The organism is Actinomadura sp. NPDC000929, assembly GCF_040492065.1.
GTDB classification, from domain to species: domain Bacteria; phylum Actinomycetota; class Actinomycetes; order Streptosporangiales; family Streptosporangiaceae; genus Spirillospora; species Spirillospora verrucosospora.
Genome location: NZ_JBEUPA010000015.1, coordinates 35,406 through 51,727, shown reverse-complemented (window position 1 = coordinate 51,727; position 16,322 = coordinate 35,406). Strand labels below are relative to the sequence as shown.

The window sequence follows — 16,322 nt, the reverse complement described above, 5'->3', positions numbered from 1 at the left end:
GATGCAGAAGTTCGACACCCCCGCCCCGATCACCGCCGTCCTGGACGTCCCCGCCGGCCGCGTCCAGCTCATCGCCGCCGACCGCACCGACACCGCGGTCGAGGTCCGGCCCGCCGACGCGTCCAAGGGCCGCGACGTGAAGGCCGCGGAGCAGACCGCGGTCGAGTACGCGGACGGAGTCCTGCGGATCGCGGTCCCGGTGAACAACCGCCTCGGCTCCTCCGGGGCGGTCGAGGTGACGGTCCAGCTGCCCACCGGGTCCCGGGTCGAGGGGAAGGCGGCCGCCGCCGAGCTCCGGACCGTCGGACGGTTCGGCGACGTCGCCTTCGAGGGCGCCTACCGCTCGATCAAGCTGGACGAGGCCGCGAGCCTGCGCCTCACCGCCACCGACGGCGATGTCGAGGTCGGCCGGCTGGGCGGCCCCGCGGAGATCAGCACCCAGCGGGGCGACATCCGGATCACCGAGGCCGCGGGCGGCAAGGTCGTCCTGCGCACCATGTCCGGCGACATCTCGGTCGGCGCCGCCGCGGGCGTCTCGGCCTCCCTGGACGCCGGCACCAGCCAGGGCCGCATCACCAACACCCTCAAGAACGACGGCACCGCCGAACTCGACCTCCACGCCACCACGATGCACGGCGACATCACCGCCCGCAGCCTCTGACCCGCGGCTCGACGCGACCCCCAAAGGAGCAGCACCATGACCGACCTGGCCATCGCGGCGACCGGGCTGCGCAAGTCCTACCGCGACAAGAAGGGCGAGAAGGTCGTCCTGGACGGCATCGACCTGTCCGTCCCCGAAGGAACGATCTTCTCCCTGCTCGGCCCGAACGGCGCGGGCAAGACCACCACCGTCCAGATCCTGTCCACGCTGATCCGGGCCGACGCCGGCGAGGTCCGCGTCGCGGGGTTCGACCTCGGCCGCCAGGCCGACGACGTGCGCGGCGCGATCGGGGTGACCGGGCAGTATTCGGCGGTCGACAAGCTCCTGACCGGCGAGGAGAACCTCCTCCTCATGGCCGACCTCAGGCACCTGCCGAAGAGCGAGGGCAGGCGGAAGGCCGCCGAACTGCTGGAGAAGTTCGACCTGGTCGACGCGGCGGGCAAGCCGGCCTCGACCTACTCCGGCGGCATGCAGCGCCGGCTCGACCTGGCGATGACCCTGGTCGGCGACCCCAAGCTGATCTTCCTGGACGAGCCCACCACCGGACTCGACCCGCGCAGCCGCCGCGCCATGTGGGGCATCGTCCGCGACCTCGTCCGGGACGGCGTCACCATCTTCCTCACCACGCAGTACCTGGAGGAGGCCGACGAGCTCGCCGACCGCATCGCCCTCCTCGACCAGGGGCGGCTGATCGCCGAGGGCACCTCCGAGGAGCTGAAGCGGCGCATCCCCGGCGGCCACATCCTGCTGAAGTTCGGCGAGCCCGGCCGGCTCGACGCCGCCGCGCTGGCCCTCGGCGCCGGCACCCCCGACCCGGAGGCGTTCACCCTCCAGGTGCCGAGCGACGGCAGCGTCCGGATGATCCGGGACGTGCTCGCCGTCCTGGACGACCACTCGATCGAGATCGACGAGATGTCGGTGCACACGCCCGACCTCGACGACGTCTTCCTCACCCTCACCGGCCGGCAGGCCGACGACACGGCCGGAACCAAGGAGGCCCTCCGATGAGCACGCTCACCCTCGCCGCGCGCGACTCCTCCACCATGGTCCGGCGGCAGCTCAAGCGCATCGTCCGCTACCCGTCCATGACCATCCAGCTGATCATCACGCCGGTCATCATCCTGCTGCTGTTCGTCTACGTCCTCGGCGGCACCCTCGGCAGCGGGCTCGGCGGCGGCCGCGACGCCTACGTGAACTACGTCGTCCCCGGCATCCTGCTCATGACGGCCGCGACCGCCGCGACCGGAACCGCCGTCATGGTCGCCACCGACATGACCGAGGGCATCGTCGCCCGCTTCCGCACCATGCGGATCTCCCGGGCCTCGGTCCTCACCGGCCACGTCGTCGCCAGCGTCGTCCAGCAGCTCTTCGGCATGGCCGTCCTCATCGGCATCGCGCTGGCGATCGGCTTCCGCCCGAACGCCTCCGCCGTCGAGTGGCTGGCGACCGCCGGGATGCTGACCCTGTTCGCGGTGGCCGTCACCTGGCTGTCGGTCGCCCTCGGCCTGAAGGCCTCGACCCCCGAGGCCGCCAGCAACGCCCCGATGCCGCTGATCCTCCTGCCCTTCCTCGGCAGCGGCTTCGTCCCCACCGACTCCATGCCCACCGCCCTGCGCTGGTTCGCCGAGTACCAGCCCTTCACCCCGATCATGGAGACCGTCCGCGGGCTCCTGCTCGGCACCCCGATCGGCAACAGCGGCGCCATCGCCGCCGCGTGGTGCGCCGGCCTCGCCCTCCTCTCCTACTTCTGGGCCAAGCGCACCTACAACAAGGCCTGACCGTGAACCGGCCGACCAGGGCCGTCAGACCAAAGGGTCTGACGGCCCTGACCGTTTCCCGGCCCAGTGGTTCACCGCCTCAGGCGGAAAAGGCTGGCGGTGGCCGCCCAGAAATCGGGGGCCGGTGTGCCCGTGACGTTCCAGGAGCCGTCGCCTTCGATCGCACGCCCGTCGGATGACCAGGAGTCGATGACGGGGCGCTCCGCGAAGGGGACGGAGACGAGGGGAAGGTCGGGCACGGTGCTGTTGGTGGGGCTGACGTGGCGGCCGCCGCCGGTGTTGCGCCTGGACCTGCGGAAGGCTTTTTGGGCGTCGCCCTCAGTGAGGCACCGGTTCTCGATCGCGCGCCAGAAGCCGGCCTCGAAAGACCGGTAGGCGGAGTCGTCGGACGTGGGGACGGCCATGAGCCCGAGAGGCAGGAGCAGGACCCGCAGGTCGCTGCCGGGCCGTCGCGCGATCATCGAAGCCGCCCAGCCGGGGGCCTGGTGCTCCAGGAGCTGGTAGCAGAGGCAGTACCCGTTCCAGGCGGCCACGGCGTTGCGCTCGTCCTCGGTGGGCTCGGGCCGGGCGTGGCGGCCCTTGGGGCGCCACATCTCGCGGGCGGCGGGGTGGGCGGGGCGCTTCTCACCGGTCCACCGCTGTCCATCCCAGTAGGCCTCGACGTCGGGACGGGTGCTGTTGAGATACCAGCCGGGCCGTCCCCACTCCACCGCGCCGGCCATGTTCCCCCGCCTCAGGGAAACCGGGCTGACCTGGCCGTCGCGGGCCTTCAGGCGTTCGACTTCCCGCTGGAGACCTTCGACCTGCCCGGTGAGGGTGGCCTTCTCCCGGTCCCAGTCCCGGACGGCCTGGCCCCACTCCTCCAGCGCCCGGCGGTACTTGTCCTCGTCGTCCTCCCGGGCCTTCTCCAAGACGGCGATGGTGTCGCGGTAGTGGGCGCTGAGCCGCTCCTGAAGAAGCTGCATGTCCTTCAGCTCCTGGATGGTCTCCCCCTGCCGGGAGATCTTCGTCAGCGCCTTCACCAGGGAGGTCTCCATGACCCGGGCATGCTCGTGCAGGCCGTCGACCCGCATGGCCCGCTGGGTCAGCTTCTGGGAGAACCAGGACGCCTGGAACTTCAGCATCTCGGCCTGGGCGTTGCTGTGCCGCTCGGCTTCCTCGGCCTCCCGCAGCTGCTGCTTGGCGGCGGCCAGACCGGCCTCCAGGTGCCCGAGGGCCTCGCGGAGTTCCTCGGCGGTCTGACGATGGCGTTCGCCGTGCGCGGTCAGCAGCGCGACCAGGCCCCACATCCGCTTGAGCGTCTCCTCCGCCGCCGCCAGGTCCTTCTTCGCGGTCGCCAGGTCCTTCTCCAGGATCGGCACCTGGTCCGCGTGGGTCGCCGGGCGGGGCTTCCGCTCGTCACGGGCGGCCCGGTACCGCTCCCGCAGAGTGCGCGCCTCGTCGTCGTCCAGCTCCCGGACGGTCTCCAGCGGCGCGACGAAGAACGCCTCCAGCACCCGCTCCTCGGGCACCGCATCGCCGTTGAGGTAGCAGTCGAGGCGGCTGTGCCCCCGGATCCCGGCGGCGGCGAGCAGCCTGTCCTTGGTGAGCCTTCGTGCCTCCATGAGGTCGCGAAGGTATTGGGACAACGCCGCGACCTGCGGGAAGTCCTCGTTGATCTTCTTCTTGGGGCGTCCGTGTGAGCCCACGCGATCTCCTTCCCCCGGAACGGGAGAACTCGCGAAAACGAAAAATCCCCGCGGCGTCCCCCTCTCCCGTTACCGGGAAATTGGATCATCGGTAGAGACTCGCCGAAGACGCGCCGCAAGGAAGTCAAACCAGTATCTCCCTGCCTAGTTCGTCTTTCAAAACAACACGCCCAGAAGGGGTCCAACCTGCATAGATGCCGACCCAGTCGACCAAAGCAGTCGAGAACGAACAACCAGAACACCGTTCTGGAATTTCGCTACAAATCGTTACATCCTCCTGTCCGAAACCCTCGGACGCGGACGCCCCGAATGGAGGGGCTGGAAAGCAGTAAAGAGTGGTTGACTCCAGTAAAAACCGGAATAATCGGTCAATGGGTCGTGTCGCGGTGCCGAAGAACGGCCGGCCTCGCCGGACGACGCGCCAGGGCGGGCTCCGCCGGATGGTCCGTCGGCTGGCGCAGGCGGGCATGTTCGCGGCCGCACGCGGCATCGCCTACACCCTCGGATGCGCGTTCACCGCGTGGCTGATCGTGTGGATCACCCAGCGCTGACCCTCGGGCAGCTCGCCGACGCGCCGGGCGGCCCCCCGGCGCGGCGCGCCCCGCCGACCTCCCGGGGCTCCGGGACGAGCCCGGGGCCCCCGCCTCGTCGGACGGGCTTCGGGGGTCAGAAGCCGATGGTCTCGCGGAGGAGCAGGACGGTGCCGCGTCCGGGTTGGTATTCCGCGTTGAGGATGAGGAGGCGGTTGACGGCGCTGGGCGTGCCGTAGGCCTTCAGGGCGCGGGCGTTCTCCAGCGGCAGGCAGTGGTCTTCGACGCGGCGCAGCGCGGTGCTCAGGTCGGGCACCACCTTCTGGGCGCCGGCGATCCAGATCGCGCGGGCGGCTCCGCCGGAGTAGCCGGGCAACTGGCTTCCGCTGCCCGAGGCGACCACGAGGGAACCGGTCTCGGTGACCGCGTGGACGCTGCCGACGACGACGTCGGGGGTGGCGCACAGCCGCCGGATCTCGTCCGTCCGGGTGGCGCGGTCCATGGCCAGGATGCGCGGCTTGACGGCGTCGTATCGTCCGCTGCCGTTGATGTCGTCGTCGATGCCGGACAGGCGGAGGGTCTCGCTGGCCGCGGTGAACACGCCGGCGCCCTCGGGGATCAGCTCCCTGACACGGGTGCGCGCGGCGGCGGCGTCATCGAGGATCTCGACGGTGAAACCGTGCGCGGTGAGGGCGGCGGCCGCCCGCTCCAGACGCCGCCCGGGCGCCGCTTCGGTGAACTGCGGCGCCGGAATCGAGGTGGTCATGATGTCGCTGAGCTCCTTGTCGCCGGATGATGGGGTCGTCTGAGCAGTTCGACAACGCAGCCCGCGGAAACGTGAGGCCGGTGCGCCGCCTCACATTCCGGTGCGCCGTCCTGTCGAAGGGGTGAGGACCGATTCGACCGAGGGAGCCGTCGGCGCCATGACCATCCGATCCGAGCCCGAGCAGGACCGGCCCGACCCGGACCTGGACGCGATCATGAGCGAGCGGCGGCGCCTGACCGGTCTCGCCTACCGGCTCCTGGGCTCTTTGGCCGAGGCCGAGGACGCCGTGCAGGAGACCTACGCCCGCTGGTACGCCATGTCCCGGCAGCAGCAGGAGGCCGTCGAGGTGCCCGGGGCCTGGCTGACGACGGTCGCCGGCCGCATCTGCCTCAACGTGCTCGGCTCGGCGCGGGCCCGGCGAGAGACGTATGTGGGCGACTGGATCCCCGAGCCGCTGCCCGAGCGCGCGGAGTGGATCGGCGGGCGGCCGGACGGCGCGGCCGCCGACCCGGCCGACCGGGTCACCCTGGACGAGTCGCTCAGCCTGGCCTTCCTGGTCGTGCTCGAATCGATGACCCCCGCCGAGCGCGTCGCGTTCATCCTGCACGACGTCTTCCGCCACCCCTTCGCCGAAGTGGCCGAGATCGTCGGCCGCACTCCGGCGGCGTGCCGCCAGCTGGCCTCCTCGGCCCGCCGCCGCGTCCGCGCCTCGCAGCCCTCCGCGACACCGCCGGCCCGGCACGCCGCTGTCGTCAGAGACTTCAGGCGGGCGTGGGAGGCGAAGGACATCGACGCCCTCATCCGCCTGGTCGACCCCGACGCCACGGCGGTCGCCGACGGCGGCGGCCTCGCCACCACCTTCTCGCCCCCCATCGAGGGCGGCGAGCGGATCGCGCGCGCCTGGCTCGAACTCGCCCGGCGCAGGCCCGACGACATGACGTTCGCGGAGCGTTTGGTCAACGGGCAGCCCGGCCTGGTGGCGCAGCAGAACGGCGCCATCGTGTCGGTGTTCGCGTTCCAGGTCGCGGAAGACCGGATCCGGCGCATCTGGGTGGTGCGCAACCCCGAGAAACTCCGCGGCTGGACGGCAGGGTGACGGGGCGTTCCGGGCCTTGCCCCTTTCGCGGGGCGGAAATCGCGCGTCTTGGGACAGCGGTGTTCGGGGAAGTTGTCGTTCGCTTCTATAACGGCATTCGGGTTTCCGGGGCGGGACGTTAGAAAACTCACAGAGGTGAGTAATCGCCGCCCTTTCTTCGTCGCGGACTTGGTTCATCCGGTGGTGCGCCGCTCATTACGGTTCTTCTCCCCGTCCACGCCTTAGCGAAGGGGAGCACCTTGACCGCCTCCGTAGCGGTGGAAGAACCGGCGTCCGCGGCCGGCGCGCCGGCCGGTCGGCGCGCGTCCGCGTGGGGCTGGGCCGGGCCGCTGGTCGTCGCGGCGTTCGCCGGGTTCCTGGTGTTCCACCGGCTGGGCGCCCCTCACGCCCTCGTCTGGGACGAGACGTACTACGCCAAGGACGCCTGGGCGTTCCTGCACTACGGGGTCGAGCACAACTGGCGCGGCGGGCCGAACGGCGAGTACGCCGACTCCCTCTTCATCGCCGGGCATCCCGCGGCGGGGCTCGCGGGCGGCGGCGAGTGGGCCGCGCATCCGCCGCTCGGGAAGTGGCTCATCGCCGCCGGGATGGCGCTCTTCGGATCCGGCCCGTTCGGTTACCGGTGCGCGGCCGGTGCGGCGGGCGTGCTGGCGGTCCTGCTGCTGGCCCGCATCGCGCGGCGGCTGACCGGCTCGACCGTTCTCGGCTGCGCGGCCGGGCTGCTGCTCGCGCTGGACGGCTCGTGGCTGGTGTCCAGTCGCGCGTCCATGCTCGACATCTTCCTGCTCGTGTGGGTGCTGGCCGGGTTCGGCTGCCTCATCGCCGATCGGGACAGGACGCGGGCCGCCCTGGCCGCGCGTTCCGAAAGCGGGGGGCTTGGCGGGCCGTTCGTCTGGCATGGGTGGCGCTTGGCGGGCGGGGTCTGCTTCGGCCTCGCCTGCGCGACGAAATGGTCCGGCGCCTCCGTGTTCGTGTTCTTCTGGGTGCTGGCGCTGATCTGGGACGGGAAAGCGCGCAAGGACACCGGAGCCGTCCGGCCGTGGCGTGGCATGGTCAGGCTCGACCTCCTGCCGTCGCTGGTCCAGGTGTGGGCCGTCGCCGGGGTCGTCTACCTGGCTAGTTGGTGGGGCTGGTTCGTCTCAGGGACGCCGCTGCAGAAGACCCTCTTCGGCCAGAACGTCCCGGGGTTCCAGCGGCGCTGGGCCGAGGCGCATCCGAGCGGCCTGTGGCCGTCGTTCCTCGATCCGCTGCGGTCGCTGTGGCACTACCACGCGATGACTCTGGACTTCCACAGCGGCGTGACGCAGCCGAACCCCGGCCAGTCGTGGCCCTGGCAGTGGCCCGTCCTCGGACATCCGCCCGTCATGTGGCGCACCTCCGTACCGCAGGGACGAGACGGCTGCGGCGCCGCGAAGTGCGTCAGCGAGATCTCCCACCTCGGCACGCCTGCGCTCTGGTGGTTCTCCATCGTCGCGCTGCTCGGCATGGTGGTCTGCGCCTTCGCGGCGCGCGACCGGCGGGCCGCGGCGGTCGTGGGCGGCTACCTCGCGAGCTGGCTGCCCTGGTTCCCCGCCGCGCTCGCCGGCCGGACGATGTACTCCACCTACGCGCTGCCGATGCTGCCGTTCGCGATCCTCGCGATCGTCCTGCTCTTCGACGGCGTCTCCGCCCCGTACCGGGAGCGGCCCGTGCCGCGCCTGCTGCTCGGCGCCGCCGGGGCCGCCTACCTCGCGCTCGTGGCGGTGAACCTGTCCCACCTCCTGCCGATCCTCACAGGCGAGCCCCTTCCGGAGGCCGGCCGGCAGGCCCGCCTGTGGCTTCCCGGGTGGACGTGACCTCGCGCCGGCCCGCACGTCCGCAGCAGTCCCAGGAGAGGTGATCGACGATGAGGACCCCCGCCCGCTGGAGGCTCGGCGCCGTGACGGCCGTCGGGCTGGGCGCGCTCGTGACCGGATCGCTGCCGGGCGGTGCGGCGCGGGCGCAGGAGGCGGACGCCGCCCTGACCTACGCGTGCCGCCTGCCGTCCGGGACGTCGCGGGAGGTCGGCGTCCGGGTGCGGGGCGCGTTCCCCGCGACGGGAACGGCCAGACGACCCGTGCGGCCGGGCCGGGTCACGGTCGCGGTGACGATCCCGAAGGCCGCGGTGCCCGAGGTGAGCGCGCTCGGCGGCGCCTCCGTCGCCGGGACCGCGGAGCTCGGCGTGTCCGTGCGGCAGGACGGCCGGTCCGCCCCGGCGGCCTGGCCGGGACTCGCCACGCCCGCCACCCCGGTCGCGGACGGCGCCGACCTGGTCCTGGCGGCGTCCGGGGACGTCCCGCCGGTCACGCCCGCCGGGACCGGCGACCTCACGTTCACCGCCGGGGACCTGACGCTGGAGCTGGGCCCGCGCGACGCCCACGGCGGCGTCCCCGAGGACGCGAAACCGGCGATCACCATCGGGTGCGAGCCGACGGCGGAGCACGTCCTCGCCACGGTGCCCGTCCCCGCAGGCGAGGCCCCGGCGACGCCCGCTCCGCCGAAGACCGCGCCGCCTAAGACAGGGAAGCGGGCCGCCGCGGCGCCCGGCGAGACCCCGGCCGAGTGCGGGAGGTTCACCGGGCCCACCGACGACTGGTACCCCGGCTGCGTCTACCTCTCGGGGTTCTCCAACGTCGCCAAGCTCAAGGGCGCCGCGATCCTGAACGACCCGGAGTTCGGCCGCCCCGCCCTCACCAATGTCGTCTACGCGCTCACCGACACCGGCGCCTCCGTCCGGCAGCGGTTCGTCTCGCCGCTGCGGTCGCGGTCGACGTTCCTGACCTTCGGGTTCATGCCGACGACCGCGACGATGGAGATGACGCAGCGCCCCCTCGGGCCGGGCGAGGACTACGGGACGTTCGAGGCCGTCAGCGACATGCAGACCGGCGTCCAGTCCGTCAGCGCCCACATGCGGATGTCGATCCGCATCTCGGACGTCTCCGTCAACGGGACGCCGCTGGACGTCGGCGGGAACTGCCGCACCGCCGCCGACGCCGACATCGTCCTCAAGGGCGAGATGACCAGCGTCCTGGAAGGCGGGATGCTCGACGGCTCGTTCCGCATCCCGCGCTTCACCGGCTGCGGGGCCGGCGAGGACCTCGGCCCGCTGTTCGACGGCGCCGTCTCCGGCCCGGGGAACCTGCTGCGCGTCACCCTGGGCGCCACCTGCATCCCGGACGCCGACATCAGCTGCCCGCCGGTCGTCCCCGCCCCCGCGCGCACCGCCCCGCGCTCCGCCGGCTGAACGACACGCCCGCCCACCGCAACGCCCGCTCACCGAACCACGGAGGAACGCCGTGACCACCACCCGACCGAAGGACCAGTGGCGCCGCTGGATCGCCGAGAACCTGCTGCTCGGCAACCCCCCGGAGGTGATCCGCGCGGCGCTGGAGAGCAACGGGTTCACCGAGGAGGAGGCCGCCCGGGAGGTGGCCGGCGCGCTGGCGAGCCCGTACGTGCTGGGCGCGACCCGCGTCGCCAACCGGCTCCGCAAGCGCGAGTGGACGCTGACCGTCTACGGGCGGCTCGCCCGGATGCGCGCGGACGGCGGCGAGATCGTCCGGAGGGAGCGCCTCTCCCGGGACGAGTTCTTCGAGGAGTACTACTTCCAGAACCGCCCCGTCATCATCACCGGAATGCTCAAGTCGTGGCCCGCGCTCACGAAGTGGGACTTCGACTACCTGCGCGCGACGTGCGGCGGCAACGAGGTCGAGGTGCAGTTCGGCCGCGAGTCCGACGAGAACTACGAGATCAACGGGCCGCGGCACAAGCGGCTCATGCCGTTCCGCGAGTACGTCGACATGGTCGAGGCGGCCGGGACGACCAACGACTTCTACATGACGGCCAACAACGCGTCCCGAAACCAGCGGGCGCTGGACGTCCTGTGGGACGACATCGACCCGGTCTCCGAGTACCTGGACGGCGGCGAGGTCAAGGGCCGCAGTTTCTTCTGGCTCGGCCCGCCCGGCACGAAGACGCCCTATCACCACGACCTGACCAACAACTTCATGGCGCAGGTGATGGGCCGCAAGAGGGTCAGGATGGTGCCGATGCACGACACCGCCCACGTCTACAACACCCTGCACTGCTACTCGGAGGTCGACGGGAGCGACGTCGACTACGACAGGTTCCCGGCCATGCGCAGGGCTCAGGTGCTGGAGTGCACGCTCGCCCCCGGTGAGCTGCTGTTCATCCCGATCGGGTGGTGGCACTACGTCGAGGGCCTCGACGCCACGATCACGATGAGCTTCACCAACTTCCTGAAAGACAACGACTTCGCCTCCGACTACACCACCTACCAGCACCTCTGATCCGTTCGCGCCGGTGATTCGAGCACCGGATGACAAAATGCGGAAACGCTGTCGTCCGGTGGTCTGACGCTGCTCTCGAAAAGCTCGAAAAATGTCAGATCATGCTCAAGTGGCCGCACTTTTTAGAAGCCGTTGAACGGTGAGCGTGAACGCCTTTGATTTTGTCAGTCGACCGCGAAGACCCGGGTGCCGGCGGCCGGTAATTTACCGCCTCGAAACGTACGGGAAATCTGGTTCCGGACGAAAGGCAGAAAGTTGGACGACAAGCTCGGTACGCGCAAGCGGCGCACGGCCAAGGGCCTCGCGACCGCGGCCATCGGGGGCCTCGGCCTCTCCCTGCTCGGCGTCGTCGGCGCCGGCCCCGCCCTGGCGGACCCGATCCACCAGACGCTGAACTTCCACTGCGTCTTCCCGCTGATCGGCAACCAGCCGCTCACGGTCGACATCGACAGCGACTTCCCGTCCAGCATCAAGGTCGGGGAGCTGTCGCCGCCCTTCCACATCAAGTCGACGGCGCACATCACCGGCACCATCACCAACGGCCTGCGCGCGGTGAAGGCCGTCACGCTGGAGGGCACGGCCTCCGCCGACTCGGTCGTGTCGGTGCCCGAGGACCCGAACCTGCCGGTCGCGACGGACGTCGTCATCAACAAGGTCGACATCCCGCAGCAGGCCGGGGCGACCTGGGACCTGGTCGCCGAGGGCGACGCGCCGCAGCTGGTGTTCAGCCAGACCGGCGAAGGCAAGATCACGATCGTCGGGCTGACGCAGCACATCAACCCGAAGAAGGCCGACGGCACCGAGGTCTGGGCCGGCGGCAAGGACGTGACCTGCACCAAGGACCCGGGCCAGGACGAGCCGTTCGCCCACTTCACCATCACCGACGGCGGCACCCCCACGCCGACGCCCACCCCGACCCCGACGCCCACCCCCACTCCCACGCCGACCCCCACTCCCACGCCCACCCCGACGCCCACCCCCACTCCCACGCCGACTCCGACCCCCACTCCCACCCCGACCCCCACGCCCACCCCCACGCCGACCCCGACCCCCACCGGCGGTGAGCACTACGACTTCACCCTCTCCGGTGAGACGTTCGTGAAGGCGCCGAACGGCAAGGCGCCCCTGACCGGCTCCGTCGGCGCCGACCTGAACCTGGACACCGGCGCCGTCACCGCGGACCTGAAGCTCGCCCCGACCAAGGGCAACTTCCAGATCCTCGGCTTCCTGCCGGTGACCGCCGACATCGGCCTCGTCACGCAGGGCCCGACCACCGGCCTCTACAAGGACGGCCAGCTCACGACCAACAGCAAGGTCATCACCAAGCTGTCGTCGTTCAACGTGTTCGGCGCCATCCCGATCGGCGGCGGTGAGAACTGCCAGACCACCAAGCCCTCCGACATCCGGCTCCAGTCGCCCGCGGGCGAGTTCTTCGACCCGGGCGTCGGCGGCAAGATCAGCGGACGGTACGCGCTCTCGTCGATCGACCAGTGCGGGCCGCTGACCGGCATCCTCAACCTCTTCACCGCCGGTGACGGCAACACCATCGACCTGACCCTCACGCCCAAGGCGTGACGGCGGCGGTGAGCTGACGGTCAACCAGGGCGGGCCCCCGCCGCCGCGCCGCGAACGCGGCGTGCCGCGGACGCGGCGCAGCCGGACACGGCGGGGGCCCCTCCCAGACGAGGCGAGGTCGACAGGTGACGAAGAAGAAGAGAACGGGCGCCGCGCTGGCCCTGGCCGCCGCCCTGCTGGCGTCGGGCCTCGCCGGCGCGGGCCCCGCCGCGGCGGGCCCGGCCACCCTCGGGCTCGACTACCACTGCACGTTCCCGCTCCTCGGGCCCCAGCCGGTGCACGTGGAGCTCAGCGCGAACGTCCCCGCCCGGGTCGAGGTCGGCGAGGTCATGCCGGGCATCACCGTCGACTCGGTCTCGACGGTGAGCGCGGAGTCCGCGCGTGGCCTGCGGGCCCTGTACGCGACGACCCTGCAGGGCCACGCGCTGGCCGACGCGACGCTGACCGTCCCCGAGACGCCGGACGGCCTGCCCGTCGAGGTCGACTCCGCGCTGGACGGGATGCCCATCCCGGCGTCCGGCGGCTTCACCGTGAAGGGGCGCGGCGCGGCGCCCGACCTGACGTTCACGAAGGCCGGGCCCGGCAAGGTCACCGTGGGGAACCTCGTCCTGACCCTGACCCCGCGGACGGACGACGGCGGCGCCTCCGGGCTCGGCACGTTCGAGTCCGAGTGCACGCAGGACCCGGGGCAGGACGCCGTCCTCGCCTCCTTCGAGATCGTGGACGAGGACGGCGGCCCGGGGGCCGCGCCGTACTCCTACACGCTCCAGGGCACTTCCACGATCAGGGCGTCCGGCGGGACGATCCCGCTGACCGGCGCCCTCGACGCGAAGATCGACGGCGGCGCGGTTACCGGCGGCCTCACGCTGGACCCGTCCAAGGCCCGGTTCCAGATGCTCGGCTTCCTGCCCGTGACGGCCGACGTCGTGTTCGCCGCCGAGGGCGGGACGACCGGGACCTACAGGGACGGCGTCCTCACCACCGTCTCGAAGGTGACCGCGCGCTTCCCCGCGTTCACGGTGTTCGGCTTCCTGCCCGTCGGAGGCGGCGAGGCGTGCCGGACGTCCCGTCCGTCCGGCCTCACGCTGAGCTCCGCCGCGGGATTCGACCCGAAGGCGGGCGGCGCGCTGACCGGCGCCTACGAGCTGCCGCCGATCGACGGCTGCGGCGCGCTCACCGGCGTCCTCGGCTCCTCCCTCGCCGGCCCCGGCAACGCGGTCACCGTGACGCTCACCCCGAAGAAGACGAGCTAGGAGCAGGCGATGCCGAACCACCACCACCGGCGAGCGGCGCTCGTCGCCCTGGCCGCCGCGCTGCTGGCCGCGCTCTGCGCCGTCCCGGCGTCCTCCGCGCCCGCCTCGGCGGCCCCGGCGACCGATCCCGGTCCCGCCGGCGACGCCTTCTACACCCCGCCCTCGCCGCTGCCGTCCGGCTCCCCGGGCGACGTCATCCGGGCGCGCCCGGCCAAGGCGGGCCCGCCGGCCGCGCGTTCCCTCGCCGACGCCTGGCAGGTCATGTACCTGTCGACCGGCGCGCTCGGCAGGCCCGTCGCCGTCACCGGGATCGTCCTCGTGCCGAAGAAGGCGGACCCGGCGAAGGCGCCGATCGTGGGGTTCGGTCCCGGCACCAGCGGCCCGGCGTTCCGCTGCGCGCCGTCCAGGTTCATCGACCAGGGCGCCTTCTACGAGCAGGCGGCGCTGAACGAGATGCTCGGGAAGGGCTACGCGGTCGCCGTCACCGACTACGAGGGCTACCACGAGAACCCGGCGACCACCTACGTGGTCGACTCCATGGGCTACTCCGTCATCGACGCGGTCCGCGCGGCGCAGCGGCTCCCCGAGTCGGGCCTGGCGAAGGACGCGCGGGTCGCGTTCCGCGGCTACTCGCAGGGCGGCGCGGCCGCGATGTGGGCGGGGCAGAAGCAGCCGGAGTACGCGCCGGAGCTGAAGCTCGCGGGCGTGGTCGGCGGCGGCGTGCCGTCCGACCTGGCCGCCGTGGGCCTGCCGCTGGAGGGCCGGGACCCGTTCGGCTTCCTCCTCTACTCGATGGTCGGCATGGACCACGCCTACCCGGAGCTGGACCTCGCGTCCTACCTCAACGACGCGGGCCGCGCCATGGTCGACGGCCTAGAGGGCGGCGCCTGCACGCTGGAGCTGCTGCTCGACTACAAGGGCAAGACGATCCCCGACTACTTCACCACCAGCCCGTTCGCGACCGAGGCGTGGCTGGACCGCGTCGCGGAGAACCAGCTGGGCGGCGAGCCCGTGAAGGTCCCCGTCTTCCAGTACCACTCGGTCTCCGACGAGATCGTCGCGTACGGGCAGGCCAAGCAGCTCCGGGACGACTACTGCAAGCTCGGCGTCCCCGTCACCTGGAAGACGTGGGACGGCGTCAGCCACATCACCCTCGTCTACCGCGGCAACGACGACGCGATGGCGTTCCTGGCCGACCGGTTCGCCGGGAAGCCCGCCGCCTCCAACTGCTGACCCCGACCCCGCGACCGCCGGCACGGTCACCCACCCCCGAGAAGGAGACAACCATGGTTCGGCGATCCGTCGCCCTCGCGGCGCTGGCCTCGGTGGCCGCCCTGTCCGCGGCCGGATGCGGCTCGGAGAAGAAGGACGGCCCCGAGGTCGCCTGGGCGGGCAGGGCCTGCGGCGTCCTCACCCAGAGCGCCCCGATGCGGGCGCCGAAGCTGGACAGCGCGAGCGTGCTGAAGTCCAAGGCGTCGCTCGTCCAGCTCCTCGACGGCATCTCCGACAGGATGCGGACGCTGGAGACGAGGCTGTCCGGGCTCGGCGCGCCGCCCGTCGACAACGGCGAGGCCGTGTTCTCCACCACGATGAACAACCTCACCCGCACGCACTCGACCGTCACGACCGCGTCCAAGAACCTCAAGCGGGCGAACGTGACCGACAAGCGGTCGCTGCAACGGGCCGTCGACCAGATGGGCAAGGCGTTCGGGCAGTACAGCGGCTACCAGGGGCCCGAGCAGGACCTCCGGAAGAACCCGCAGCTGGCGGCGGCGTTCGCCAAGGCGCCGGCGTGCAAGAGATGACGCCGCGTCAGGGCCCGGGGGCTCCGGCGGCCTTCACGCAGGCAGGAGCCGCCGGATGACGGCGCCCCTGGCCACGTATCCGCTGAGCGCGCTGCGCGAGGCGGGCCGGATGTTCGCGCTCGGCGCCACCGTGTCCGGCATGGCGTTCCGGCGGCCCTTCCAGGTCCGCGAGTTCGTCGAGCAGTTCTGGTTCATCGCCAGCGTGACGATCCTGCCGACGGCGCTCGTGTCGATCCCGTTCGGCGCGGTGACGTCGCTGCAGGTCGGCTCCCTCACCCAGCAGTTCGGCGCGCAGTCGTTCACCGGCGCCGCCAGCGTCCTGGTGGTGATCCAGCAGGCCAGCCCGATGATCGTGGCGCTGCTGGTGTCGGGGGTGGCGGGCTCGACGATCTGCGCGGACATCGGCGCCCGGACGATCCGCGAGGAGCTGGACGCGATGGAGGTGCTCGGCGTCTCGCCCGTCCAGCGGCTCGTCGTCCCGCGCGTCCTCGCGTGCGTCGCCGTCGCCTTCCTGCTGAACGGGCTCGTCTCGGTCGTCGGCGTCGCGGGCGGCTACTACTTCAACGTCATGATGCAGGGCGGGACGCCCGGCGCGTACGTCGCGAGCTTCTCCGCCCTCGCCCAGCTCCCCGACCTCTACGTCGGCGAGGCGAAGGCGCTGCTGTTCGGCTTCGTCGCCGGGATCGTCGCGGCCCACCGGGGCCTGAACCCGAGGGGCGGCCCGAAGGGCGTCGGCGACGTGGTGAACCAGTCGGTCGTCATCACGTTCCTGCTGCTGTTCCTGCTCAACCTCGTGATCACCGGGATCTACCTCCAGGTCGTCCCGCCGAAGGGAGGCTGAG

The 16,322-nt window shown here is 71.6% G+C and carries 15 protein-coding genes; 13 read left to right on the top strand and 2 right to left on the bottom strand.

The genetic code is table 11. The features are described 5' to 3' along the window. The first annotated feature begins 1 nt into the window (after position 1). Genes ABWI04_RS08605 through ABWI04_RS08595 form a run of 3 tightly spaced genes read left to right on the top strand, consistent with a single transcriptional unit; the run spans position 2 to position 2,439 of the window. Positions 2 to 661, top strand: a complete 660-nt coding sequence (locus ABWI04_RS08605; protein ID WP_353832001.1) for a DUF4097 family beta strand repeat-containing protein — start codon at positions 2 to 4, stop codon at positions 659 to 661. 36 nt (positions 662 to 697) lie between these two features. Further along, the gene (locus tag ABWI04_RS08600) at positions 698 to 1,669 is read left to right on the top strand and encodes an ATP-binding cassette domain-containing protein (protein ID WP_345170947.1); all 972 of its coding nucleotides are present in this window, start codon (positions 698 to 700) and stop codon (positions 1,667 to 1,669) included. Beyond that, positions 1,666 to 2,439: an ABC transporter permease gene (locus ABWI04_RS08595; RefSeq protein WP_345170945.1), complete on the top strand. Its 774-nt coding sequence runs from the start codon at positions 1,666 to 1,668 to the stop codon at positions 2,437 to 2,439. Before ABWI04_RS08600 ends, ABWI04_RS08595 begins: the two co-directional genes overlap by 4 nt. Before the next feature lie 71 nt (positions 2,440 to 2,510). Here ABWI04_RS08595 and ABWI04_RS08590 read toward each other — a convergent pair whose 3' ends face one another. After that, positions 2,511 to 4,127, bottom strand: coding sequence for a hypothetical protein (locus ABWI04_RS08590; protein ID WP_353832000.1), 1,617 nt, complete (start codon positions 4,125 to 4,127; stop codon positions 2,511 to 2,513). Positions 4,128 to 4,498: 371 nt separating this feature from the next. Here ABWI04_RS08590 and ABWI04_RS08585 point away from each other — a divergent pair, with 371 nt between their 5' ends. After that, positions 4,499 to 4,678, top strand: coding sequence for a hypothetical protein (locus ABWI04_RS08585; RefSeq protein WP_353831999.1), 180 nt, complete (start codon positions 4,499 to 4,501; stop codon positions 4,676 to 4,678). Between the two features lie 115 nt (positions 4,679 to 4,793). On the opposite strand, the gene ABWI04_RS08580 is transcribed toward ABWI04_RS08585, so the two are convergent. After that, on the bottom strand, positions 4,794 to 5,423 hold the full coding sequence (locus ABWI04_RS08580; RefSeq protein WP_353831998.1) for an LUD domain-containing protein: 630 nt from the start codon (positions 5,421 to 5,423) through the stop codon (positions 4,794 to 4,796). Positions 5,424 to 5,580: 157 nt separating this feature from the next. Between ABWI04_RS08580 and sigJ the strand changes: the two genes are divergently transcribed. The 9 genes from sigJ (at position 5,581) to ABWI04_RS08535 (ending at position 16,321) form a co-directional block, all read left to right on the top strand. Further along, complete coding sequence (gene sigJ / locus ABWI04_RS08575) at positions 5,581 to 6,519, top strand: RNA polymerase sigma factor SigJ (RefSeq protein ID WP_353831997.1); 939 nt, start codon at positions 5,581 to 5,583, stop codon at positions 6,517 to 6,519. A gap of 239 nt (positions 6,520 to 6,758) precedes the next feature. Continuing rightward, complete coding sequence (locus tag ABWI04_RS08570; protein ID WP_353831996.1) at positions 6,759 to 8,354, top strand: dolichyl-phosphate-mannose--protein mannosyltransferase; 1,596 nt, start codon at positions 6,759 to 6,761, stop codon at positions 8,352 to 8,354. 50 nt (positions 8,355 to 8,404) lie between these two features. Continuing rightward, a complete protein-coding gene (locus ABWI04_RS08565) occupies positions 8,405 to 9,781 on the top strand; it encodes a DUF6801 domain-containing protein (RefSeq protein ID WP_353831995.1) in 1,377 nt (458 codons plus the stop codon). Positions 9,782 to 9,833: 52 nt separating this feature from the next. Then, complete coding sequence (locus tag ABWI04_RS08560) at positions 9,834 to 10,847, top strand: cupin-like domain-containing protein (RefSeq protein WP_345170931.1); 1,014 nt, start codon at positions 9,834 to 9,836, stop codon at positions 10,845 to 10,847. Positions 10,848 to 11,102: 255 nt separating this feature from the next. Further along, positions 11,103 to 12,422, top strand: coding sequence for a DUF6801 domain-containing protein (locus ABWI04_RS08555; RefSeq protein WP_353831994.1), 1,320 nt, complete (start codon positions 11,103 to 11,105; stop codon positions 12,420 to 12,422). Positions 12,423 to 12,547: 125 nt separating this feature from the next. Further along, the gene (locus tag ABWI04_RS08550; RefSeq protein WP_353831993.1) at positions 12,548 to 13,675 is read left to right on the top strand and encodes a DUF6801 domain-containing protein; all 1,128 of its coding nucleotides are present in this window, start codon (positions 12,548 to 12,550) and stop codon (positions 13,673 to 13,675) included. Between the two features lie 9 nt (positions 13,676 to 13,684). Beyond that, positions 13,685 to 14,908, top strand: a complete 1,224-nt coding sequence (locus ABWI04_RS08545) for a lipase family protein (RefSeq protein ID WP_353831992.1) — start codon at positions 13,685 to 13,687, stop codon at positions 14,906 to 14,908. 53 nt (positions 14,909 to 14,961) lie between these two features. Further along, positions 14,962 to 15,480, top strand: coding sequence for a hypothetical protein (locus tag ABWI04_RS08540; protein WP_345177899.1), 519 nt, complete (start codon positions 14,962 to 14,964; stop codon positions 15,478 to 15,480). A gap of 55 nt (positions 15,481 to 15,535) precedes the next feature. Further along, positions 15,536 to 16,321, top strand: a complete 786-nt coding sequence (locus ABWI04_RS08535; protein WP_353831991.1) for an MlaE family ABC transporter permease — start codon at positions 15,536 to 15,538, stop codon at positions 16,319 to 16,321. Position 16,322 lies beyond the last annotated feature (1 nt).

Bases quoted from the DNA above. Each gene is read 5' to 3' on its own strand.
- ABWI04_RS08545 (WP_353831992.1), top strand. From the start codon at position 13,685: ATGCCGAACCACCACCACCGGCGAGCGGCGCTCGTCGCCCTGGCCGCC.
- ABWI04_RS08605 (WP_353832001.1), top strand. From the start codon at position 2: ATGCAGAAGTTCGACACCCCCGCCCCGATCACCGCCGTCCTGGACGTC.
- ABWI04_RS08600 (WP_345170947.1), top strand. From the start codon at position 698: ATGACCGACCTGGCCATCGCGGCGACCGGGCTGCGCAAGTCCTACCGC.
- ABWI04_RS08565 (WP_353831995.1), top strand. From the start codon at position 8,405: ATGAGGACCCCCGCCCGCTGGAGGCTCGGCGCCGTGACGGCCGTCGGG.
- ABWI04_RS08540 (WP_345177899.1), top strand. From the start codon at position 14,962: ATGGTTCGGCGATCCGTCGCCCTCGCGGCGCTGGCCTCGGTGGCCGCC.
- sigJ (WP_353831997.1), top strand. From the start codon at position 5,581: ATGACCATCCGATCCGAGCCCGAGCAGGACCGGCCCGACCCGGACCTG.
- ABWI04_RS08595 (WP_345170945.1), top strand. From the start codon at position 1,666: ATGAGCACGCTCACCCTCGCCGCGCGCGACTCCTCCACCATGGTCCGG.
- ABWI04_RS08580 (WP_353831998.1), bottom strand. From the start codon at position 5,423: ATGACCACCTCGATTCCGGCGCCGCAGTTCACCGAAGCGGCGCCCGGG.
- ABWI04_RS08585 (WP_353831999.1), top strand. From the start codon at position 4,499: ATGGGTCGTGTCGCGGTGCCGAAGAACGGCCGGCCTCGCCGGACGACG.
- ABWI04_RS08535 (WP_353831991.1), top strand. From the start codon at position 15,536: ATGACGGCGCCCCTGGCCACGTATCCGCTGAGCGCGCTGCGCGAGGCG.